This window comes from Bacillus sp. BPN334 (assembly GCF_008368885.1).
GTDB classification, from domain to species: Bacteria; Bacillota; Bacilli; order Bacillales; family Bacillaceae_G; genus Bacillus_A; species Bacillus_A wiedmannii.
On the sequence record NZ_QOZW01000006.1, the window covers coordinates 1 to 22,983 of the forward strand.

Sequence of the window (22,983 nt, forward strand, 5' to 3'; positions counted from 1 at the left end):
ATGATGCCGATAATGGATAACAATCAAATGCCAAACATGATGCCAATAATGGATAACAATCAAATGCCGAATATGATGCCGATAATGGATAATAATCAACCACCGAATATGATGCCATATCAAATACCATACCAACAGCCTATGATGCCGCCAAATCCGTATTATCAACAACAAAATCCATATCAAATGCCATATCAGCAAGGAGCACCGTTTGGACCGCAATATACGTCTATGCCAAATCCAAATATGATGCCAATGGATAATAATATGCCGCCACTCGTACAAGGTGAAGAAGATTGTGGATGCGGAGGAGAGAGTAGGTTATATAGTCCTCAACCTGGAGGACCACAATATGCGAATCCTTTATATTATCAACCAACTCAATCGGCATATGCGCCACAGCCAGGAACGATGTATTATCAACCGGATCCACCAAATGTATTTGGAGATCCAGTTTCAGAAGAAGAGGACGAAGAGGAAGTTTAAAAAAGGTGGGATTATTCCCGCCTTTTTTTTATGTAGAGTCGTTCTGAAAATGGAAGATTTACATCAAATGTTAGAAAATCCCCAGTGAAATATTAACAGTGTAAAAACCTTCTCTGTTACTCATCATAAGAGGGAGCTTTTCAGAAAAGAAGCTCATTCTAACAGAGGGGGTTTTTGTATTGAATACGAAAGTAAAAGTGATCGCTGCTTCTTTGTTAGTTACCAGTGCATTAGCTGCATGTGGTACACCAAAAGATAATAATGCAATGGATGGACGTAACTACAATTACGAGCGTACATCTTATAATGATACACACCAGTATCGTGATAATGTAACGCGTAATGATCGTTATACAGATTATGTAACATATAGAAATGGTCGTAATGATACAGGATATAACAATTATTACCGAGATGTAAATTACAACGGTCAAATTGCTAACCCGCGTCCAACACGTAATATTACAATGAACAATTCATACATTAACAATGATGGTAAAACAGCAGAAAAAATAACAAATCGTGTAAAGCGTATGAATAACGTAGACCGCGTGTCTACAGTTGTATATGGAAACGATGTGGCGATTGCAGTAAAACCGCGTAATCCAGTATCGAATGAAACGGCACTTGCAAACGAAGTTCGTCAAGCTGTTGTAAATGAAGTTGGAAACAGAAATGTATATGTTTCTGTAAGAAATGACATGTTTACTCGTGTCGATGCAATGAGTACACGCCTACGTAACGGTACAGTTACAAACGATTTTAATCGTGATATAGGGAATATGTTCCGAGACATTCGTTACGGTTTAACTGGTACTATGCGATAGCAAAACAAAAGAGGAAGGGGTAGCCCTTCCTCTTTATTCATCGTTGTCTTGTAAACGACGTTTTTTAATGAAATAACTAATGGAATAAGAAATTAAAAAACATATAAAGAAAATACTACCTGTTAGAATAGCCTCAAAGAGAGGTCTTTCTGGACTGAAAATAATATAAATAATGGCTATAATAGTTCCTACAATAAGAGAGCGTAAAATAATTTTGTAATAAGGAGTTAACTTTATATCCTTTTCGCCTTCTTCTACATCGATAGAAACGCTTAACTGTAAATAACTAAGTACAATACTTGTAAGGATAAATAATAACCATAATGGAGATTTCGTAATTTGATCCATTCCTTCAGTGAATCCGATATATCCTAAAATGCCAATTATACCAAGCGATTGAAAAAGAAAGGCAATACGTATGTTTTTTAATGTTTTCAGAATGAGACGTTCATCCTTTATTTTTTTCACAATATCCATCTCCTGTTTATTATGATTTCGCTGTTATATTAATTGTAACATATATATTGCATTTATCAATTTATAATTTACATAAAGTTCGTTTGGGAGAAAGAGGAAATAAAATATTTTTATAAACATGTTGCACTTATAATTTATTAATGTTATATTAGCAAAGCGATGAGCTAATTTACGTAAGACGAGAGATATGCTTAAGTGCTAAACACGCGAATGTGGTCGCCTGGTCTCTCGCCGTAAACGCATCAAGACGCCTGCTTTGCAGGCGTCTTTCATTTTATATAAAAACAAATGCTAATGCAGATAAAGATAAAACTTTATCTGCATTTTTTATTTTCGAGAGAAATGTAATACGGTCATTTATATGGATAAAACCCCCATTTCCGGAAAAACTACTAATGAAAGTTTGATCTTGCCTAAAAGAGGTGAACGGAAATGAAATGGATACTGATTGCAGTACAAGCTTTCGTTATGATGTTTTGTTTCGTTTATGAAACGAATGTGAAGGCGGAAGGGCCAGTACCAGAAGTAACAGAAAAAGAGCCGGAAGTTACAATTTTATTAGAGCGAATGTATGTTGATGGAGAAGTAAGCGAGGAAATATTTACAGAAAAAGTAGCGGACTTAGAAAAGTTTCTACAGCAATATAAAGAATGGCAGCTCGTTGATCGTGATGATGTACAAATCGTATTACAAAAGAAAGTTGATGATATTTCTCCATTATTGAAAACGAGCGGATATTTTGGTGTGTCAGAGGAAGGGATATTACAAATTTTTAAAGGTGTACCGAAAAGTGATAATGCGATTCATTCCTTCTTTCAAATTGATATGAAAAAGCTGGAGAGTTATGAGCGTGCAAAATTGAAGCGTGGTATTCGCATTAAATCAAAAGAAGGTTTTGTGAAGACGATTGAAAAAATGAAGCAATACGCAGTGCAAAATAAGAAAAAAAGCAGCTCATGGTGAGCTGCTTTTTTTTACTTGTTTTTATCTAAAATTTGTTTTGCGATTTCATCAATTAGCATATCTTTTCCGATTGGATTGAAAGCTTTCGTATTGAAGATTTCATTTGATACTTCATATACGTGATTGTTTTTAACTGCTTTATTGTCTTTCCAAACGGCACTGTTTTTGTAGTCTTCGTAAACTTTATCAGCTTCGCCGCCAAAGTTTACAATAAACATTTGATCAGGTTGGAATGCAACAAGACCTTCTAGCGATACTTGTGCCATCGTTTGTTTTAAATCTGTACCTTTTGTTACTGGAAGTTTTAAGTCATTAAAGATGATGTCACCGTATCCGAAGCTACCGTATACACGGAAGTTTTGTGGTGTAACTGCGACGAACATAAAGTTCTCATCTTTTGTTTTTTCTTTAATTTTTTTAGATAAAGAGTCTGCTTTTTTATCGTAGTCTGCAATCCATTTGTCTGCTTTCTTTTCTTCGTCAAATAGTTTACCTACTTCTTTAAACTTACCGCGCCAGTCTTCTAAGTTTGTTTCTAAAACAACTGTTGGTGCAACCTTTTCTAATTGATCATAGATCTTCAACTGACGATTATTTAAAATAATTAAGTCTGGTTTTAATGCAGTAACAGCTTCTAAATCAACTTTAGGTGCCCAGTACCAACCTACTGCCTTTACGCCGTCTAATTTTTCTGTTAAATGATTTTGGATTTTATCTTTATATGTGTTTGCTGTACCAACAGGTTTGTGTCCGAGAAGTAATAATTCTTCTGTTGATCCAGATAGGTCAACAATTCTCTTTGGATTTACTGGAATTGTAGCTTCCCCTTTAGCGTGTTTTACAACTTTTGTTTTCGGTTGTTCTTTCGCTTTCGATTCTTCTTTTTGAGAAGAACAGCCAACGATAGAAAGAACAACTAGCATAATAGTAAATAAAATAAATAGCTTCTGTTTCATCCTGATGTAACCCCTTTAATTAGTATTGATAATCATTATCGACTTCTGTATATTAAGGTGCTTCATACTTTCTGTCAATGGAAAATAACAGAAGTTTTAAATAGAGAACATTTGTTGGGGTAGTCTCGCTTTTCTATCATTAAATATGTTAAAATGGAATACATGATTTAAGAGGGAGAGATCGTATTTTGTTTGAATATGTTACAGGTTACGTGGAATATGTAGGACCGGAATATGTCGTAATTGACCATAATGGAATTGGTTATCAAATTTTCACACCAAATCCGTATGTATTTCAAAGAAGTAAGCAAGAAATCCGTGTCTATACATATCATTATGTGAGAGAAGATATTATGGCACTTTACGGGTTTAAAACACGTGAAGAGCGTTTATTATTTACAAAGTTGTTAGGTGTGTCTGGTATTGGACCAAAAGGTGCTCTTGCAATTTTAGCATCTGGTCAAACAGGACAGGTCGTTCAAGCGATTGAACACGAAGACGAGAAGTTTTTAGTGAAGTTCCCGGGCGTCGGAAAGAAAACAGCACGCCAAATGATTTTAGATTTAAAAGGAAAACTAGCTGATGTCGTGCCAGATGCGTTTGTTGATTTATTCTCAGACACAGAACGTTTTGATGAGAAGAAAGGTTCATCAGCTGAGCTTGATGAGGCGCTGGAAGCTCTGCGCGCACTTGGATACGCAGAACGAGAAGTTTCTCGCGTTGTACCAGAGTTATTAAAAGAATCATTAACGACGGATCAGTATATTAAAAAGGCACTTAGTCTTTTACTAAATGGTAAGAGGTGAGTATAATGGACGAACGTCTCCTTTCAGGGGAATCTGCATATGAAGATTCGGATTTAGAATATTCATTACGGCCACAGACGCTCCGTCAGTATATTGGCCAAGATAAAGCGAAACATAATTTAGAGGTGTTTATTGAAGCAGCGAAAATGCGTGAAGAAACGTTAGATCATGTGCTTCTATATGGACCACCAGGACTTGGTAAAACGACGCTTGCCAATATTATTGCCAATGAAATGGGCGTAAATGTTAGAACAACTTCAGGCCCAGCAATTGAAAGGCCGGGAGATTTAGCAGCTGTATTAACAGCACTTCAGCCGGGTGATGTATTATTTATTGATGAAATTCATCGTTTGCATAGATCAATTGAAGAAGTGTTATATCCTGCGATGGAGGATTTTTGCCTTGATATCGTAATTGGAAAAGGGCCGTCAGCACGGTCTGTACGTTTAGATTTGCCTCCGTTTACACTAGTTGGAGCAACGACGCGTGCGGGGGCATTATCAGCGCCGCTTCGTGACCGTTTCGGTGTACTTTCAAGATTAGAATATTACACAGTAGATCAGCTTTCTGAGATTGTTGAACGTACAGCAGAAGTATTTGAAGTTGAAATTGATTCGTTAGCCGCACTAGAAATTGCAAGACGTGCTCGTGGTACACCTCGTATTGCGAATCGTTTATTACGACGTGTACGAGATTTCGCACAAGTTCGTGGTAACGGAACGGTTACAATGGAAATTACACAAATGGCGTTAGAACTACTGCAAGTAGATAAATTAGGTCTAGATCATATCGATCATAAATTATTACTTGGTATTATTGAGAAATTCCGTGGTGGCCCAGTCGGGTTAGAAACGGTTTCGGCAACGATTGGAGAAGAATCTCATACGATTGAAGATGTATATGAGCCATATTTATTACAAATTGGCTTTTTACAACGAACGCCAAGGGGCCGAATCGTAACGCCGCTTGCATATGAGCATTTCGGAATGGAGATGCCAAAAGTATGACGGAGATGCCAAAATTGCTTATTACAGCAGGTATCTTACTCATCGTTGTTGGATTAGCTTGGAAGTTCATTGGAAGGCTTCCAGGCGATATTTTTGTGAAAAAAGGAAACGTTACCTTTTATTTTCCTATCATTACATGTATTGTGTTAAGTATTGTATTATCTTTTATTATGTATATAATAAATCGATTTAAATAAGAAATAGGTGGATATAGTTATGGATATTAATCTGTTTGATTTTCATTTACCAGAAGAACTTATTGCACAAATCCCATTAGAAGATCGTGAAACATCAAGATTAATGGTGTTAGATCGTGAAACAGGCGATATTGAGCATAAACATTTTACAGACATTCTTTCTTACTTACATGAGGGGGATTGCTTAGTTTTAAATGAAACGAAAGTTATGCCTGCTCGTTTGCATGGTGTGAAAGAAGATACAGGCGCGCACATTGAAGTACTTCTTTTAAAACAAGAAGAAGGCGATAAGTGGGAAACGCTTGTTAAGCCAGCGAAACGTGTAAAAGAAGGAACTGTTATCTCTTTTGGCGAAGGGAAATTAAAAGCAACTTGTATAGGAACTGCAGATCAAGGTGGACGTCAGCTTGAATTTTCATATGACGGCATCTTCTATGAAATTTTAGATGAACTTGGGGAAATGCCACTTCCTCCATATATTAAAGAGACGCTAGAAGATCGCGATCGCTATCAAACAGTATATGCGAAAGAAATCGGTTCAGCAGCAGCGCCGACTGCGGGACTTCACTTTACAGAAGAGCTACTGGAGAAGTTAAAACAAAAAGGCGTTGGGTTAGCTTTCATTACACTTCACGTAGGACTTGGAACATTTAGGCCAGTTTCTGCAGATACGATTGAAGAACACCATATGCACGCAGAATATTACCATATGTCTGAAGAGACAGCGGCATTATTAAATCGTGTGAAAGAGAGTGGTGGACGTATTATTACGGTAGGTACGACTTCAACTCGTACGTTAGAAACAATTGCGACAGATCATGACGGCAAGCTTTGTGCTGCTTCGGGCTGGACAGACATTTTTATGTACCCAGGTTATGAATTTAAAGCAATTGATGGTTTAATTACAAACTTCCATTTACCGAAATCAACATTAATTATGCTTGTAAGTGCATTTGCAAATAGAGATAATGTACTTCATGCTTATAATGAAGCAGTAAAAGAAAAATATCGTTTCTTTAGCTTCGGTGATGCAATGTTCGTTGCATCTCACGCTAAAATGGGAAACAAATAAAAGGAGTAAATTATGACAGCAATTCGTTATGAATTTATTAAAACTTGTAAACAAACGGGTGCGCGTTTAGGACGTGTACATACGCCGCACGGTTCATTTGATACACCAACATTTATGCCAGTTGGTACACTTGCAACAGTTAAGACAATGTCACCAGAAGAATTAAAAGCAATGGATTCTGGCATTATTTTAAGTAATACGTATCATTTATGGCTACGCCCAGGTCACGAAATTATTCGTGAAGCAGGCGGTTTGCATAAATTTATGAACTGGGATCGTGCAATCTTAACGGATTCTGGTGGTTTCCAAGTATTCAGTTTAAGTGACTTCCGTCGTATTGAAGAGGAAGGCGTTCACTTCCGTAACCACTTAAATGGAGATAAATTATTCTTATCGCCAGAAAAAGCGATGGAAATTCAAAATGCATTAGGTTCAGATATTATGATGGCATTTGATGAGTGTCCACCATTCCCAGCTACTTTTGAATATATGAAGAAGTCTGTAGAACGTACAAGCCGTTGGGCAGAACGTTGTTTAAAAGCGCATGAGCGTCCACAAGATCAAGGTTTATTCGGTATTGTACAAGGTGGAGAGTTCGAAGAGCTTCGTCGTCAAAGTGCAAAAGACCTTGTTTCAATGGACTTCCCTGGTTACGCTGTAGGTGGTTTATCTGTAGGGGAGCCGAAAGATATTATGAACCGTGTACTTGAGTTTACAACACCACTTCTTCCAGATAATAAGCCACGTTACTTAATGGGAGTAGGTTCTCCTGACTCATTAATCGATGGTGCAATTCGTGGTATTGATATGTTTGACTGCGTACTTCCAACTCGTATCGCTCGAAATGGTACATGTATGACAAGTGAAGGCCGTCTAGTTGTAAAAAATGCGAAGTTTGCAAGAGACTTCGGTCCGCTTGATCCAAATTGTGATTGCTATACATGTAAAAATTACTCTCGTGCATACATTCGTCACTTAATGAAATGTGATGAAACGTTCGGAATTCGTTTAACGTCTTATCACAACCTTCATTTTCTGTTAAACTTAATGGAGCAGGTGAGACAAGCTATTCGTGAAGACCGTCTTGGCGATTTCCGCGAAGAATTCTTTGAACAGTATGGCTTTAATAAACCGAATGCTAAAAACTTCTAATACATAATTTAAAAGGAGGAACAAAAGATGAATCCAGGTATGATGAATATCGTTATGATCGTTGCGATGTTTGCGATTTTCTATTTCTTATTAATTCGCCCGCAACAAAAGCGTCAAAAAGCAGTTGCTCAAATGCAAAATGAGTTAGCAAAAGGTGATGCTATCGTAACAATCGGTGGTTTACACGGTACAATCGAATCAGTAGATGAGACGAAAATCGTTATTAAATCTGGTGGTTCACACTTAACTTTCGATCGTAATGCGATTCGTGAAGTTGTGAAAAACTAATGAGGAAGGCCCTGCATGAAATGTGCAGGGCCTTTTTTAGTTATTTTGTTTTGACATATTTACCCCGAAAATACCACCGAGTGTACTCGCGCCCATTAATGCTAATTGATAAAGTAACTGGGAGTTCGATAAAGTTTGAGAGAAGCCTAAATAGTTAACTAGAAAAACAAGTATAGCGAATGTAAGACCTGTTGTGAAACCTACTAGCCAACCTTTCCCTTGTGCTTTTTTGCCGGCAGTAAATCCGGATATAAGCATAGATAAAAGAGCTAGTATAAAAATAGTAACGGCTAATGTCCCTTCAGTCATATCTGTAAACTTTAATAAAAGAGCTATAACCATGCTAATAATTGATGCGAGAATTAATAAGGTAATGATACCAAAGCCGATTGCGGTTGATAATTTTTTCGTTCCATCCATTTATACATTCCCCCTTTTTAATACAAGCATATTTTCTTTTTGCCCAAGTTAGACTAGTTTATTTTTTATAGGGGAGTCTATACGTAAAAAAGGAGATGTAGAAATGGAATGGGTATCAATCATTGGCCGGACGATGCTTTTGTATTTCATCATATTAATTATTTTTCGTCTTATGGGTAAACGTGAAATTGGAGAGTTAAGTGTATTAGATTTAGTCGTATTCATTATGCTTGGCGAAATGGCTGTAGTCGCAATTGAAAATACCGATAAATCACTTTGGCACCAATTAGTTCCCATGACTTTTCTTATGTGTATACAGATTATTTTGTCAGTCATTTCATTAAAGTTTCAACGATTTCGGCATTTAATAGAAGGTGAGCCGGCTATTCTTGTAAATGCGGGGAAAATTGATGAAAAGAAGATGAGAAAGCAGCGTTATAATATAGATGATTTATTGATGCAATTAAGGGAGCAAGGAGTTGGAGATATCCGAGATGTAGAATACGCTATTTTAGAACCATCTGGGAAGTTATCTGTCTTTCAAAAACAAAAAGGTAAACAGGATACATTGCAGTTTACTCTTCCTCTTATTATTGATGGAGAAATTCAATTGAATCATTTACAAATGATTGAACATACAGACGAATGGCTTATTGGCAAATTAAAAAACTTAGGTTATAACGATATCAAACAAATTTTATACTGCAGCTTTCAAAATGGACAATTTTTTGTTGATTTGAAAGAAAACTAGAGGCTTACTATATGAAATAGTAAGCCCGTTTACTTCAAAAATGAAAGTTTTCGAATGATTGGGAGTCGGCTTAACTCTTCTTTTCGAATGAGTTTGAAAGTGAAGAGGAGGATAATATAAACGATTGTTGTTAAAGTGATTTCCCATAATGTTTGTACGCCGAGTGAATGAGAGAAAATCATATATTTATGAAGATAAAAACCGAAAGCGCCTGCAATACCGATAGCAAGTCCACCGAAAATGTAGTCTTTTGCGTAAATGGTAAATGTAATTTTCTTTAAAACAGTAGCGTAATGAAGGAATGTTACCGTTACTATATTTGCTGCAATTGCAAGGGCAACCCCCATCATTTGAAAATCTGGCCTTGAAGCTAGTACAAAAATAAGGATTAATTTCACGATGGCGCCAATAAATGTATTCATCATTGCAGCTCTTGCTAAGTTTAAAGCTTGTAAAACAGAGGTAAGTGGACTTTGAAAGTAATGAAATAAAAAGCAAGGTGCAAGAAGCTGGATAAATGCTGTTGCACTATCCGATCCATACATAAGAGTTAAAATAGGAGAAGCGAATACGTATAATATAACGACTGACCACCCACCAGTAATTAATGAGATCCGAAGTGCTTGTTGTAGTCGGTGTTCCACTAATTTATGCTGTCTTTTAGCCATCGCTTCACTAATAGATGGAACGAGCGCTGTAGAAAGAGCGTATGTAATAAAGGCTGGCAGTGATAGAAGTGGGAATGCATAACCGTTTAATATACCGTATTGCTGGGTTGCGACAGAGGCAGCAACTCCGGCAATCGCTAAGCTTTGCATAACGACGATAGGCTCAAAGAAATATGAAACGGAACCGATTAAACGACTTCCTGTAGTCGGAAGAGCGATATCCATCAGAGAATAAAATGTACCTTTGCTCTCCTTTACAGTAGTGAAAAATCCAGAGCGTATAGATAAATGTTTTTCGCGCTGGAATAAAGTGAGTAAAAATAATAACGATGCAACTTCACCGAGAACGGCTGATAACATAGCGCCAGCTGCAGCATATTCTACGCCGTAAGGTAAAAATAACTGAATGCATATAGCGATAATTGTAATGCGGACAACTTGTTCTATAACTTGAGCATAAGCGCTAGGTTTCATATTTTGTTTCCCTTGGAAATAACCGCGTAAAACAGAAGAAACAGCAATAACAGGAACGACAGGTAAAATGGCCATTAATGGATAGTACGTTCGTTCATCAGTTAATAATGTTTTTGCTAAAATAGGTGTGAGGAGCATAATTCCGATTGTTAAAATGATACTAATAACGGATGTAACAGCTAATGATACTGTTAATATTTTTTTAACCCTTTGTCTATCGTTCACAGCTTCCGCTTCTGCTACAAATTTTGCGATTGCGACAGGAAGGCCGATTTGTGTTAATGTAATTGCTAGAATGAATGTAGGAACGGCCATCATATAAAGGCCAACACCTTCTTCCCCTAAAATACGTGCCATTACAATCCGGTTAATAAATCCAAGGATTTTGGTAATAAAGCCGGCTATCATTAAAATAAATGCGCCTTTTAAAAAGCTTTGTCTCGTCATGGTCTTCTCCTACCTTCTCAAAATCAGTGGAATGATTTACAATAATTTATATGCACGTATGAGACAAGAATGACAAGCATTTAAGAGAGTGAAGTATGAGAGTGCTCTTGAAAGTAGTTATTGCTGTCCATTAGAGCGGGATTAAAAGCGACTTTTCGTGCTGAAATAAGAAGGAGATGTTTATGTATGTTAGAAAAAGAGGCTTTGGTAGAATCGTACCGCGGACAGTTACAAGTCGTTTTAGAAAGCAAAGTAGAAGAGTTTCACATGTTCGGTTATGACCGAGTAACAGATGATGATATTTGGAAGTTTCTTAAAGTGAAGAAGTGGAAAAAAATAAACGGTGATGTTAGATTATATGAATTAGTAAATGATGTATTAAGAGTAAGTACTAATGAATATATGAATTATTTAACTGTTGAAGCATATCAAGCGCCACTTTGGTCATTTGATGAATATGAAAATAAATAACCGACTGCAATTGGTTTGTTCTTCCTTTTGCAGTATAATGATAGGTATTGATAATGAGGAAATAATTATGTCTAAGATTATATATAAAGGGGGTAGTGAAGAGAAAAAATAAATAATGAAAGTGTAGGTATTGTGAAAAACGTACCGACACAGCTAGTGATGAACTAGCAAAATTATAGAAAGGAAGTCTACTAACTAGGCGTATGCATACGTGTAAAAGTGAATCGTAAGAGATTTATTTAAAGTGTTAGTAGCAGAAAGAGGGTACATATGGCAAAGCGTGGTACGAGAATTGCCGCCTTTTTCCTCATCGTTTTATTAATCGGTGGAGTAATTGGTGCGGCAGGAAAAGACATAGCAAAAGGAATTAGTCTAGGACTAGACCTTCGCGGTGGTTTTGAAATTCTTTATGAAGTAAAACCAGCCAAAAAAGGTGATAAAATCGACCGAGAGGCACTTGTAAGTACAGTAGGTGCTCTTGAAAATCGTGTCAATGTTCTCGGTGTAAGTGAGCCGAACATTCAAATTGAAGGACAAGATCGAATTCGCGTACAGCTTGCTGGTGTACAAGATCAGCAAAAAGCACGTGAAATGTTATCAACACAAGCGAAATTAACATTCCGTGATGTAGATGATAACCTTCTTATGGACGGAACGGATTTAAAAGGCGGCGGAGCGAAACAAACATTTGATGAGCAAGGCCGTGCGAGCGTAGGTCTTACACTAAAAAGCGCTGATAGATTCCGTGAAGTAACTGAAAAAATTTCAAAAATGCCACCACCAACGAATTTAATGGTAATTTGGCTTGACTTTGAAGAAGGAAAAGATTCGTATAAAGCAGAGTCTGCAAAACCGAATCCGAAGTTCTTATCAGCAGCAACAGTAAGCCAAGTGTTTAATCAAGCTGAAGTATCTATCGTAGGTGGAAACTTCACAGTTGAAAGTGCGAAACAACTGTCATCTTTATTAAATGCAGGTGCACTTCCTGTTGATTTAAAAGAAATGTATTCAACATCAGTTGGAGCGAAATTTGGTCAACAAGCGTTAGAGCAAACGATTTTCGCTAGTGCGATTGGTATCGCTCTTATTTTCTTATTTATGCTTGTATACTACCGTTTACCAGGAATTGTAGCGGTTATTATGTTAGGTCTATACATTTTTGTTACGCTACTCGTATTTAACTGGATGCATGCGGTTCTGACATTACCAGGTATTGCGGCATTAGTGCTCGGGGTAGGTATCGCAGTTGATGCGAATATTATTACGTACGAGAGACTGAAAGAAGAGTTGAAAATTGGTAAGTCAATGATGTCAGCATTCCGTGCTGGTAATCATCGTTCATTAGCAACAATTTTAGATGCAAACGTTACGACTCTTGCAGCGGCTGGTGTATTATTCGTTTATGGTAATAGCTCTGTAAAAGGATTCGCAACAAGTTTAATCGTAAGTATTTTAGTTGGTTTCGTTACGAACGTATTCGGTACTCGTTTCTTACTAGGTTTACTTGTAAAGAGCCGTTACTTCGATAAAAAGCCAGGATACTTTGGTGTGAAACAAAAGGATATTATTCCATTAACAAAAGGTGTAGTACATCCACCGACAAGATTTGATCGTATTAACTTCGTAAATATCGGTCATAAATTCCTTGTTTTCTCGATTGTAGTTGTAATTGCAGGTGCAATTATACTACCAATTTTCAAATTGAATCTTGGTATTGATTTTGCGAGTGGTACACGTATCGACTTGCAATCAAAACAAACACTTACTGTGTCTGATGTTCATAAAGATTTTAAAGAATTGAAAATTGACGTGAAGGAAGAAAATATTGTACCGACTGGGGATGACAATAAAGGATTCGCAGTTCGTACATTAGGTGTTCTATCAAAAGATGAAATTGCGAAAACAAAAACATTCTTCCATGATAAATATGGTACTGATCCAAACGTAAGTACAGTTTCACCAACAATTGGTAAAGAAATTGCACGAAATGCATTTATCGCAGTATTAATCGCTTCTGCAGTTATCATTTTATACGTAAGTATTCGATTCAGATTTACGTACGCATTATCTGCAGTACTTGCATTATTACATGATGCATTCGTTATGGTTGTTATATTTAGTATTTTCCAATTAGAGGTAGACTTAACGTTTATCGCTGCAGTGTTAACAATCATCGGTTATTCTATTAATGACTCAATTGTTACATTTGATAGAAACCGTGAATTATACAAACAGAAAAAACGAGTTCGTGATATAAAAGACTTAGAAGAAATCGTAAATGCAAGTATTCGCCAAACGCTTGGTCGTTCAATTAACACCGTATTAACAGTGTTATTCCCGGTAATTACATTACTTATCTTCGGTAGTGAGTCATTACGTAACTTCTCGTTTGCGTTACTTGTTGGATTAGTTGTAGGTACGTACTCTTCTGTTTTCGTTGCTTCTCAAATTTGGTTAATGCTTGAAAACCGTCGTTTGAAAAAGGGCAAAAACAAGAAAAAGGTTGAGAAAGTAGAATCTGAACCACAAGTATAAAAAAGATGATGTCTCTTTATGAGGCATCTCTTTTTTCGTTTGTGGATACAATAAGATAGCAACTTTTTAACAGAAGGAAGATGGAAGAAAGTGGTGGTGTTATCGCTGTTTTTGCTACAATAAAAAGATAGGTTAAGAAAAGAAGGGATTTTAATTATGGAAAAAGATGAACGTTTTAAACAGGCCGAGTTTGGTGCTATTGTCGGAATCGTTGGTAATATTATATTAGCGATTGTAAAGGCGGTAATTGGTTATATTGGGAACAGTAAAGCACTATTAGCGGATGCCGTGCATTCTGCATCAGATGTAATTGGTTCGCTCGCTGTACTTTTTGGATTGCGAGCAGCAAAGCAACCGCCTGATGAAGATCATCCGTATGGTCATGGTAAAGCGGAATCGATTTCAGCAATTATTGTTGCAGTATTATTATTTATTGTGGGAATCGAGATAGCGATTTCGTCTATAAAAGCTTTTTCGCAGGAACTAGAACCACCGAAAGGAATTACGATTTTTGCTGTTGTTCTTTCGATTATCGTGAAAGAAGGAATGTTTCAATATAAATTCCGATTAGGGAAGAGGATAAATAGTGATGCAATTATTGCAAATGCATATGAACATCGTTCGGATGTGTTTTCTTCAATTGCAGCTTTAATCGGTATTTGTGCAGCGATTATGGGTGGTAAGTTCGGGTTAGATTGGCTTGTATATGCCGATCCGATTGCAGGATTATTTGTTTCACTTCTTGTTGCAAAAATGGCATGGAGTATTGGGGCCGAAGCAATTCATGCAACGCTTGATCATGTTCTTCATGAGGAAGATGTTGTGCCGCTTAGAGAGGCTGTGCTTCAAATAGACGGTGTAAAAAAAATCGGCTCTTTATATGCAAGGGAGCATGGTCATTACGTTATTGTTGATATTAAAGTTTCTGTAGATCCATACATTACTGTAGAAGAAGGGCACCGCATTGGAAAGCATGTGAAAGAAACGCTTATGGAACAAGATAACGTACAAAATGTGTTTGTACATATAAATCCGTATTCCCAAAATTAAATATCATTAACATTTTAGTATATAGATATTTCATCGTAGTTTGCATTATATTGTCACCCCTTAATCTGTCTTGTATAATGAACAGGTTAAGGGGTGATTTCGTGTTACAACCGAAGACGCGTTGGAAAGAAAAAGAATATAATAATGAGCGAGTGAGTGAATTAGCAAGTAAATTACAATTATCACCACTTGTCGTTTCGTTATTCCTCGGTAGAGGACTAGATACAGAAGATAAGATTTTAGATTTTTTAAATACAGAAAATCAAGAATTTCATGATCCATTTTTATTAGAAGGAATGGATAGAACGGTAGAACGTGTAAATAAGGCGATTCAAAATGGAGAGCAAATATTAATATTTGGTGACTACGATGCGGACGGAGTAAGTAGTACGACTGTGTTATATCTTGCCTTGCAAGAATTAGGTGCAGACGTAGAATTTTATATTCCAAACCGTTTTACAGAAGGATATGGACCAAACGAAGAAGCATTTCGTTGGGCACATAGCGCAGGATTCTCACTAATTATCACTGTCGATACTGGTATCGCAGCAGTGCATGAAGCGAAGGTAGCGAAGGAGCTTGGAATAGATCTTATTATTACAGATCACCATGAGCCACCACCAGAATTGCCAGAAGCACTTGCGATTATTCATCCGAAATTAGATGGCGGTGTATATCCGTTTCACTATTTAGCTGGTGTAGGTGTTGCGTTTAAAGTTGCACATGCACTACTAGGCCGTGTACCAGAACATTTATTAGAAATTGCAGTAATTGGTACAGTAGCCGATTTAGTGTCACTTCATGGTGAAAATAGATTGCTAGTGAAGCGCGGTTTAAAGCATATGCGCATGACGAAAAATATCGGACTAAAGGCGCTATTTAAAGTTGCTAACGTTTCGCAAAGTGAAATTACAGAAGAGAGCATTGGATTCTCACTCGCACCACGTATTAATGCAGTTGGCCGTTTAGAAGATGCTACGCCGGCTGTACATCTTTTATTATCAGATGATCCAGAAGAAGCAAAAGAGCTGGCTGAAGAAATTGATGAGCTGAACAAACTGCGAAAAGATATTGTAAAGCAAATTACAGAAGAAGCTATCGCTGAAGTGGAAAATAATTTCCCGCCAGAAGACAATAAAGTACTAGTACTGGCAAAAGAAGGCTGGAATCCAGGTGTAATTGGAATTGTCGCATCTAAATTAGTTGAACGTTTTTATCGTCCAACGATTGTATTATGCATTGATCCTGTAAAAGAAACAGCAAAAGGTTCAGCACGTAGTATTGCAGGATTTGATTTGTTTGCAAACTTGTCAGATTGTAGAGAGTTATTGCCACATTTCGGAGGACATCCGATGGCAGCGGGAATGACGCTACATATGAATGATGTAGATGAATTACGCCGCCGCTTAAATGAACAAGCAGAGGTAATTTTAACAGAAGAAGATTTTATTCCAATTACAGCTGTTGATGTCTTTTGTAAAGTGGAGGATGTAACACTGGCAGCAATTGAAGATATGCAAAAGTTAGCGCCATTTGGTGTTGGAAATCCAAAACCACGTATTGCAGTGAAGGATGCAGAGCTAGAAAGTATTCGTGCAATCGGATCAGACGGTTCACATTTGAAAATGGCTCTTCGCGATGGACAAGCGACACTGGATACAATCGGATTTGGATTTGGTACGTATGCGAAAGAAATTTCTCCAGTTGCAAAGGTATCTGTAATAGGGGAGGCATCTATCAATGAATGGAATAATTTTAAGAAGCCGCAATTAATGGTGCAAGATATTGCTGTAGAGGCGTGGCAATTATTTGATTGGCGTAGTATGCGTAACGTAGAAGCGAATGTAGCAGAACTTCCGAAAGAAAAAATAACGATGGTGTATTTTTCTGAAGAGGTATTGAATAAATTTTCTTTAGAAGACTATAAAGAGCATATGATGCATGCATCAGAAGTAACTCATTTAGACGATCAATACATCGTGTTACTTGATTTGCCAAAAGGAACAGATGAATTACGAGATTTATTTAAAGTGGGGTTCCCGTCGCGAATTTATACGCTATTTTATCAAGAGAATAATCATTTATTTAGTACTGTTCCAACGAGGGAACATTTTAAATGGTACTATTCGTTCTTGAGCCAAAAAGCACCATTTTCTTTAAGACAATATGGAGAACAACTATGTCGACATAAAGGTTGGTCAAAAGATACAGTAAATTTCATGACACAGGTGTTTTTTGAGTTAGAATTTGTTACAATAAAAGATGGCGTCATTTTTATGGCAGACAAAAAACAAAAGCGTGATTTAATTGAATCGAACACATATCGTGAGAAAATGAACCACTTACAATTAGAAAAAGAATTGGTTTATAGCACATATCAGCAACTATATACATGGTTTGAAACGATTCGTAATCATAAAGAAGTAGAACAGTTAGGGTAAAGGATTTGTATTTACAAACCTTTTAGATCTGAGGAGGATTCAGAAATATGGATTTCAAGCAACATATCGCAATTGTACCGGATTATCCAAAAGAAGGTATTGTATTTAAAGACATTACACCGTTAATGAACGACGGTAAAGCATACAAAGCAGCAACAGATGCAATCGTTGAGTATGCAAAGAAAAGAGACATTGACGTTGTAGTAGGGCCAGAAGCACGTGGCTTTATTATCGGTTGCCCAGTTTCTTATGCGTTAGAAGTAGGTTTTGCACCAGTTCGTAAATTAGGAAAATTACCACGTGAAGTAATTACAGTTGACTACGGTAAAGAATATGGTAAAGATGTTTTAACAATTCATAAAGATGCAATTAAGCCAGGTCAACGCGTATTGATTACAGATGATCTATTAGCTACAGGTGGAACAATTGAAGCGACAATTAAGCTAGTTGAAGAACTTGGCGGAGTTGTAGCAGGAATTGCATTCTTAGTAGAGCTTACTTACTTAGATGGTCGTAAAATGTTAGATGGTTACGATGTATTAGTATTAGAAAAATACTAATCACTATATAGGTAAAACTACGGTGATAAAAAGTACCCGTGAATCTCTTGGAGAGGAGCGGGTACTTTTGTATAATTGCACAAAAAAATAAGGTGAAATGTCAGTAAAATCTTTTCCTTTTCACAATTCACAATCATTAGGTTATAATGATAGAATATAATTTATTCTACTTAATTAAGATAAAGTCAATTTTCAATAAAAGGTGATTCGATGGCAAATGAGCAGGTACTAACAGCTGAACAGGTACTCGAGAAAGCAAGTCAATATTTAGCAAATGAAGATATTGAGCTAGTGGCACGTGCCTATGGATATGCACGTGATGCGCATAGCGAACAATACAGAAAATCGGGTGAACCGTACATTATTCATCCAATTCAAGTTGCAGGTATTTTAGTTGATTTACACATGGATCCAGCTACGGTATCAGCAGGCTTCTTACATGATGTAGTGGAAGATACAGAAATTACATTAGAAGATATTGAACGGGAATTTAATAAAGAAATTGCTATGCTTGTCGATGGTGTAACAAAGCTCGGAAAGATTAAATATAAATCTCATGAGCAACAACAAGCAGAAAACCATCGCAAAATGTTTATTGCAATGGCTCAAGATATTCGAGTTATTTTAATTAAACTAGCTGATCGTCTTCATAACATGCGTACATTGAAACATTTGCCTCAAGAGAAGCAGCGTCGCATTGCAAATGAAACGTTAGAAATCTTTGCACCTTTAGCACATAGACTCGGAATTAGTACTATTAAATGGGAGCTAGAGGATACGTCACTTCGCTATTTAAATCCACAGCAATACTATCGTATTGTAAATTTAATGAAGCGTAAACGTGCAGAGCGTGAAGAATATTTAGATGAAGTAATGACTGGTATTCGTGAGAAATTAAAAGAAGTTGCAATTCAACCTGAGATTTCTGGAAGACCAAAGCATATTTACAGTATTTATCGTAAAATGGCACTGCAAAATAAACAGTTCAATGAAATTTACGATTTATTAGCTGTACGTGTCGTTGTAAATAGTATTAAAGATTGTTATGCAGTACTTGGAATTATTCATACGTGCTGGAAGCCGATGCCAGGTCGTTTTAAAGATTATATTGCGATGCCGAAAGCGAATCTATATCAATCGCTTCATACGACTGTAATTGGCCCGAAAGGTGATCCGCTTGAAGTGCAAATTCGTACGAAAGAAATGCATGAGATTGCAGAATTCGGGATCGCGGCGCACTGGGCGTATAAAGAAGGAAAAACAGCAGAAACAACAGGTACATTAGAGAAGAAACTTACATGGTTCCGTCAAATATTAGAATGGCAAAATGAAGCTTCTAATGCAGAAGAGTTTATGGAGTCATTAAAAATTGATTTATTCTCTGACATGGTATTCGTCTTTACACCGAAAGGCGACGTAATGGAATTGCCACTTGGATCTGTTCCGATTGACTTTTCGTATCGCGTGCATTCGGAGATTGGAAATAAAACAATTGGTGCAAAAGTAAACGGGAAAATGGTGACGCTTGATTATAAATTAAAAACAGGTGACATCATTGAAATTTTAACATCGAAACATTCGTATGGGCCAAGTCAAGACTGGGTGAAACTTGCTCAAACATCTCATGCAAAAAACAAAATACGTCAATTCTTTAAGAAGCAACGTAGAGATGAAAATATTGAAAAAGGCCGTGAACTTGTTGAGAAAGAAGTGCGTAGCCTAGAGTATGAGATGAAAGAAGTGTTAGCTCCTGACAATTTAAAACGTGTTGCTGAAAAATTCAACTTTGCAAATGAAGAAGATATGTTTGCAGCAGTTGGATATAATGGCATCACTGCATCACAAATTGTTACGCGACTAACGGACAAGTTCCGTAAGCAACGTGAAGAAGAAGAGATTGTTGAAGTTAAAGAAGTTCGTAAACCGATGAAAATTCGAAAATGGGATTCTGGCGTTAAAGTAAGTGGTGCGGATAATTTATTAATTCGCTTATCAAAATGCTGTAACCCAGTACCGGGTGATGATATCGTTGGATATATTACGAAAGGCCGAGGCGTATCGATTCACCGCCGTGATTGTGTAAATGTTCATACAGAAGAAGCTGTAGAACGTTTATTAGAAGTAGAGTGGGAAGGTAGCCCTGAAAAAGAAATTGAGTATAACGTTGATATTGAAATTTCAGGTTACGATCGCCGTGGTTTATTAAATGAAGTATTGCAAGCTGTTACAGAGACGAAAACGTACATTTCGGCAGTTTCTGGTAGAAGTGACCGTAATAAGATGGCGACAATTAATATGTCAATCTCTATTCGTAACTTACAGCATTTGAAAAAAGTAGTAGAACGCATTAAACGTGTTCCAGAAATTTATGCAGTACGACGCATGATGCATTAATAGGGAGTGTAGAAAAGATGAGAGTTGTTTTACAACGATCAAAAGAAGCGTCTGTCACAGTAGACGGTGAGATCGTAGGACAAATTCCGTTCGGTTTAACATTACTAGTTGGCATTACGCATGAAGATACAGAAAAAGATGCAACTTACATTGCAGAAAAAATTGCGAACTTACGTATTTTTGAAGATGAGAGTGGAAAGATGAACCATTCTGTACTTGATGTAGAAGGACAAGTTCTATCAATTTCGCAATTCACATTATACGGAGATTGCCGCAAGGGAAGACGTCCAAACTTTATGGATGCTGCCAAACCTGACTATGCAGAGCGTTTATATGATTTCTTTAATGAGGAAGTTCGTAAGCAAGGATTGCATGTAGAAACAGGGAAGTTTGGAGCAATGATGGATGTTTCTTTAATCAATGATGGTCCGGTGACCTTAATTGTGGATAGTAAATAGTGTTGCTTAAAAAGAGAGGATTATATAATCCTCTCTTTTTTATACTTTATTGTATATTTTGTTCATTTATCTCGCTATTTGTGGGAGATCAACTGCCTATAAAAGCCTGATTAGTGAGGGTTAATAATGAATCATAATGGACAAAACCCCTATTCATTAAAGTTTCACTTTATTTGGAATCAATAGCTGTTTCAGTTATGTATAACTCTTTCATCAATATGGAACAATAAAAAGTAAAACATCTATATTGAATGTGAGGGATATACGTATGCGTATGAATGAAAAAGGGCATTCTGTTACAAATGGTGCAAATCAACTGTTTAACGTAAATTTTCATGATTTTATTTCAAAAGAGCAAAACAATACTTCAATGGAGCTTGCTTCTGAGTTTGGGATTTCTCTTCAAGATGTAAAGCGTCTAAAGAAGCAGATTGAACGCTCTTAGAGTACTTGACAATCCTACTCAACAAACGTATAGTAATTTTATATTTACATATGAATATAACCGTTGATAGAGAAGAGTAAATGAGACACACATGGAAAGAGAAGAAATGTCTTAGGCTGAAAACATTTCTGCATGATGACTGATTGAATGACACTCTAGAGGTTTCAACTTGAACGGCATATATGCTTAGTAGGGATGAACGCACATTTAAGCGTTATTAAAAAAGTGGAAGCATACGTGCTTCAATTAGGGTGGCACCACGGGTATAATACTCTCGTCCCTACTGTTCAAACAGTAGAGGCGGGAGTTTTTTTATTTTTATTAAGATTAAAACAATTTGAGGAGGAACTGAATATGTCTATTCAAATCCCACGCGGAACGCAAGATATTCTTCCAGGTAGCGTTGAGTTATGGCAGTATATCGAAGGGCAAGCACGCGAAATTTGCCGTCGTTACAACTATAAAGAAATTCGTACACCAATTTTTGAACACACGGAGCTATTTTTACGTGGTGTTGGTGATACGACAGATATCGTACAAAAAGAAATGTACTCATTCCAAGATCGTGGAGAGCGCAGTTTAACATTACGTCCAGAAGGTACTGCACCTGTTGTACGTTCTTACGTTGAAAACAAAATGTTCGGTGATGCAACACAACCAACGAAATTATACTATATCGGTCAAATGTTCCGTTACGAAAGACCACAAGCAGGTCGCTATCGTCAATTCGTACAATTTGGTATTGAAGCAATCGGTAGTAACGATCCTGCAATTGATGCAGAAGTAATTGCACTTGCTGTAGAGTTTTACCGCGGCATGGGCTTGAAAAATATTAAAGTTGTATTAAACAGTTTAGGTGATGCAGCCAGCCGTCAAGCGCACCGTGATGCGTTAATCGCACACTTTGAGCCACGTATCGGCGAGTTCTGTTCTGACTGTCAATCTCGTTTAGAAAAGAACCCTCTTCGTATTTTAGATTGTAAGAAGGACCGTAACCATGAATTAATGGGAACAGCACCATCTATTACAGAATACTTAAACGAAGATTCGGCAGTATACTACGACAAAGTTCAAGAATTATTAACGATGATGGATGTTCCGTTTGAAAAAGATCCGAACTTAGTACGTGGTTTAGACTACTATCAACACACTGTTTTTGAAATCATGAGTGAGGCAGAAGGTTTCGGTGCTATCACTACATTAAGCGGCGGCGGCCGTTATAACGGGCTTGTACAAGAAATCGGTGGACCAGAAATGCCAGGTATTGGTTTTGCGATGAGTATCGAACGTTTAATTATGGCGCTAAAAGCTGAAAACATCGAATTACCAATTGAACATAGTATTGATTGCTATGTTGTAGCGCTTGGTGAAAAAGCGAAAGACCATGCTGCAAAAGTTGCGTTTGATCTTCGTAAAGCTGGATTATCAGTTGAAAAAGATTATTTAGACCGCAAAATGAAAGCACAATTTAAATCAGCAGATCGTCTAAAGGCGAAATTTGTAGCTGTATTAGGGGAAGATGAGCTAGATAAAGGTATCATTAACTTGAAAAATATGGAAACGGGCGAACAAGAAGAAGTAGCATTAGATGTATTTGCTTCATACGTAGCAGAGAAATTAATATAGGGGGAACTTACA

The 22,983-nt window shown here is 36.9% G+C and carries 22 protein-coding genes, 1 pseudogene and 1 other annotated feature; of the genes and pseudogenes, 19 read left to right on the forward strand and 4 right to left on the reverse strand.

Annotated elements, in window-relative coordinates; translation table 11 throughout:
- Both exsA and DN393_RS06830 read left to right on the forward strand, forming a co-directional pair.
- Nucleotides 1–486: pseudogene (exsA, locus tag DN393_RS06825) on the forward strand (spore coat assembly protein ExsA); the annotation flags it as partial.
- Between the two features lie 179 nt (nucleotides 487–665).
- On the forward strand, nucleotides 666–1,313 hold the full coding sequence (locus DN393_RS06830; RefSeq protein ID WP_149173386.1) for a YhcN/YlaJ family sporulation lipoprotein: 648 nt from the start codon (nucleotides 666–668) through the stop codon (nucleotides 1,311–1,313).
- A 33-nt stretch (nucleotides 1,314–1,346) separates the two neighbouring features.
- On the opposite strand, the gene DN393_RS06835 is transcribed toward DN393_RS06830, so the two are convergent.
- Nucleotides 1,347–1,790: a branched-chain amino acid ABC transporter substrate-binding protein gene (locus tag DN393_RS06835; RefSeq protein WP_081257175.1), complete on the reverse strand. Its 444-nt coding sequence runs from the start codon at nucleotides 1,788–1,790 to the stop codon at nucleotides 1,347–1,349.
- A 432-nt stretch (nucleotides 1,791–2,222) separates the two neighbouring features.
- Here DN393_RS06835 and DN393_RS06840 point away from each other — a divergent pair, with 432 nt between their 5' ends.
- On the forward strand, nucleotides 2,223–2,753 hold the full coding sequence (locus tag DN393_RS06840) for a BofC C-terminal domain-containing protein (RefSeq protein ID WP_000871201.1): 531 nt from the start codon (nucleotides 2,223–2,225) through the stop codon (nucleotides 2,751–2,753).
- A gap of 11 nt (nucleotides 2,754–2,764) precedes the next feature.
- On the opposite strand, the gene DN393_RS06845 is transcribed toward DN393_RS06840, so the two are convergent.
- Nucleotides 2,765–3,709, reverse strand: a complete 945-nt coding sequence (locus DN393_RS06845; protein ID WP_064474709.1) for an iron-hydroxamate ABC transporter substrate-binding protein — start codon at nucleotides 3,707–3,709, stop codon at nucleotides 2,765–2,767.
- Between the two features lie 188 nt (nucleotides 3,710–3,897).
- Between DN393_RS06845 and ruvA the strand changes: the two genes are divergently transcribed.
- Genes ruvA through yajC form a run of 6 tightly spaced genes read left to right on the forward strand, consistent with a single transcriptional unit; the run spans nucleotide 3,898 to nucleotide 8,231 of the window.
- On the forward strand, nucleotides 3,898–4,515 hold the full coding sequence (gene ruvA, locus DN393_RS06850) for a Holliday junction DNA helicase RuvA (RefSeq protein ID WP_000464511.1): 618 nt from the start codon (nucleotides 3,898–3,900) through the stop codon (nucleotides 4,513–4,515).
- Between the two features lie 5 nt (nucleotides 4,516–4,520).
- A complete protein-coding gene (gene ruvB, locus DN393_RS06855) occupies nucleotides 4,521–5,522 on the forward strand; it encodes a Holliday junction branch migration DNA helicase RuvB (protein WP_000344467.1) in 1,002 nt (333 codons plus the stop codon).
- Entirely contained in the window at nucleotides 5,519–5,719 is a 201-nt protein-coding gene (locus DN393_RS06860) for a DUF2905 domain-containing protein (protein WP_000138162.1), read from the forward strand. The genes ruvB and DN393_RS06860 overlap by 4 nt, the downstream gene beginning before the upstream one ends.
- A gap of 19 nt (nucleotides 5,720–5,738) precedes the next feature.
- Entirely contained in the window at nucleotides 5,739–6,791 is a 1,053-nt protein-coding gene (gene queA / locus DN393_RS06865; RefSeq protein WP_064474710.1) for a tRNA preQ1(34) S-adenosylmethionine ribosyltransferase-isomerase QueA, read from the forward strand.
- Between the two features lie 12 nt (nucleotides 6,792–6,803).
- Nucleotides 6,804–7,943 carry a tRNA guanosine(34) transglycosylase Tgt gene (tgt, locus tag DN393_RS06870; RefSeq protein WP_000125362.1) on the forward strand — a complete coding sequence of 380 codons (1,140 nt, stop codon included), beginning with the start codon at nucleotides 6,804–6,806 and terminating at the stop codon, nucleotides 7,941–7,943.
- Between the two features lie 27 nt (nucleotides 7,944–7,970).
- Complete coding sequence (gene yajC, locus DN393_RS06875) at nucleotides 7,971–8,231, forward strand: preprotein translocase subunit YajC (RefSeq protein ID WP_001068064.1); 261 nt, start codon at nucleotides 7,971–7,973, stop codon at nucleotides 8,229–8,231.
- Between the two features lie 36 nt (nucleotides 8,232–8,267).
- On the opposite strand, the gene DN393_RS06880 is transcribed toward yajC, so the two are convergent.
- On the reverse strand, nucleotides 8,268–8,651 hold the full coding sequence (locus DN393_RS06880; protein WP_048562228.1) for a TIGR04086 family membrane protein: 384 nt from the start codon (nucleotides 8,649–8,651) through the stop codon (nucleotides 8,268–8,270).
- A gap of 103 nt (nucleotides 8,652–8,754) precedes the next feature.
- On the opposite strand from DN393_RS06880, the gene DN393_RS06885 reads away from it, so the two are divergent.
- The gene (locus DN393_RS06885; RefSeq protein ID WP_064474711.1) at nucleotides 8,755–9,402 is read left to right on the forward strand and encodes a DUF421 domain-containing protein; all 648 of its coding nucleotides are present in this window, start codon (nucleotides 8,755–8,757) and stop codon (nucleotides 9,400–9,402) included.
- 29 nt (nucleotides 9,403–9,431) lie between these two features.
- Here the strand turns inward: DN393_RS06885 and spoVB are convergent, their stop codons facing one another.
- Nucleotides 9,432–10,991, reverse strand: a complete 1,560-nt coding sequence (spoVB, locus tag DN393_RS06890; protein ID WP_064474712.1) for a stage V sporulation protein B — start codon at nucleotides 10,989–10,991, stop codon at nucleotides 9,432–9,434.
- Between the two features lie 186 nt (nucleotides 10,992–11,177).
- Between spoVB and DN393_RS06895 the strand changes: the two genes are divergently transcribed.
- The 9 genes from DN393_RS06895 (at nucleotide 11,178) to hisS (ending at nucleotide 22,971) form a co-directional block, all read left to right on the forward strand.
- Nucleotides 11,178–11,462: a post-transcriptional regulator gene (locus DN393_RS06895; RefSeq protein WP_000890214.1), complete on the forward strand. Its 285-nt coding sequence runs from the start codon at nucleotides 11,178–11,180 to the stop codon at nucleotides 11,460–11,462.
- A gap of 270 nt (nucleotides 11,463–11,732) precedes the next feature.
- Nucleotides 11,733–13,997 (forward strand): protein translocase subunit SecDF, encoded by a 2,265-nt coding sequence (gene secDF, locus DN393_RS06900; protein WP_064474713.1) that lies wholly within the window; start codon nucleotides 11,733–11,735, stop codon nucleotides 13,995–13,997.
- A gap of 156 nt (nucleotides 13,998–14,153) precedes the next feature.
- Nucleotides 14,154–15,047 (forward strand): cation diffusion facilitator family transporter, encoded by an 894-nt coding sequence (locus DN393_RS06905; RefSeq protein ID WP_088048076.1) that lies wholly within the window; start codon nucleotides 14,154–14,156, stop codon nucleotides 15,045–15,047.
- Nucleotides 15,048–15,148: 101 nt separating this feature from the next.
- Nucleotides 15,149–17,488 (forward strand): single-stranded-DNA-specific exonuclease RecJ, encoded by a 2,340-nt coding sequence (recJ, locus tag DN393_RS06910; RefSeq protein ID WP_098102379.1) that lies wholly within the window; start codon nucleotides 15,149–15,151, stop codon nucleotides 17,486–17,488.
- Nucleotides 17,489–17,535: 47 nt separating this feature from the next.
- Nucleotides 17,536–18,048 carry an adenine phosphoribosyltransferase gene (locus tag DN393_RS06915; protein WP_000346221.1) on the forward strand — a complete coding sequence of 171 codons (513 nt, stop codon included), beginning with the start codon at nucleotides 17,536–17,538 and terminating at the stop codon, nucleotides 18,046–18,048.
- A 210-nt stretch (nucleotides 18,049–18,258) separates the two neighbouring features.
- Nucleotides 18,259–20,442: a GTP diphosphokinase gene (gene relA, locus DN393_RS06920; RefSeq protein WP_064474715.1), complete on the forward strand. Its 2,184-nt coding sequence runs from the start codon at nucleotides 18,259–18,261 to the stop codon at nucleotides 20,440–20,442.
- Between the two features lie 17 nt (nucleotides 20,443–20,459).
- Nucleotides 20,460–20,900, forward strand: a complete 441-nt coding sequence (locus DN393_RS06925; protein WP_001266955.1) for a D-tyrosyl-tRNA(Tyr) deacylase — start codon at nucleotides 20,460–20,462, stop codon at nucleotides 20,898–20,900.
- A 268-nt stretch (nucleotides 20,901–21,168) separates the two neighbouring features.
- Entirely contained in the window at nucleotides 21,169–21,345 is a 177-nt protein-coding gene (locus DN393_RS31450; protein ID WP_001242605.1) for a hypothetical protein, read from the forward strand.
- A gap of 54 nt (nucleotides 21,346–21,399) precedes the next feature.
- Nucleotides 21,400–21,630: a binding site (T-box leader), on the forward strand.
- 69 nt (nucleotides 21,631–21,699) lie between these two features.
- Nucleotides 21,700–22,971, forward strand: coding sequence for a histidine--tRNA ligase (gene hisS / locus DN393_RS06930; RefSeq protein ID WP_149173387.1), 1,272 nt, complete (start codon nucleotides 21,700–21,702; stop codon nucleotides 22,969–22,971).
- The last annotated feature ends 12 nt before the right edge of the window (nucleotides 22,972–22,983 follow it).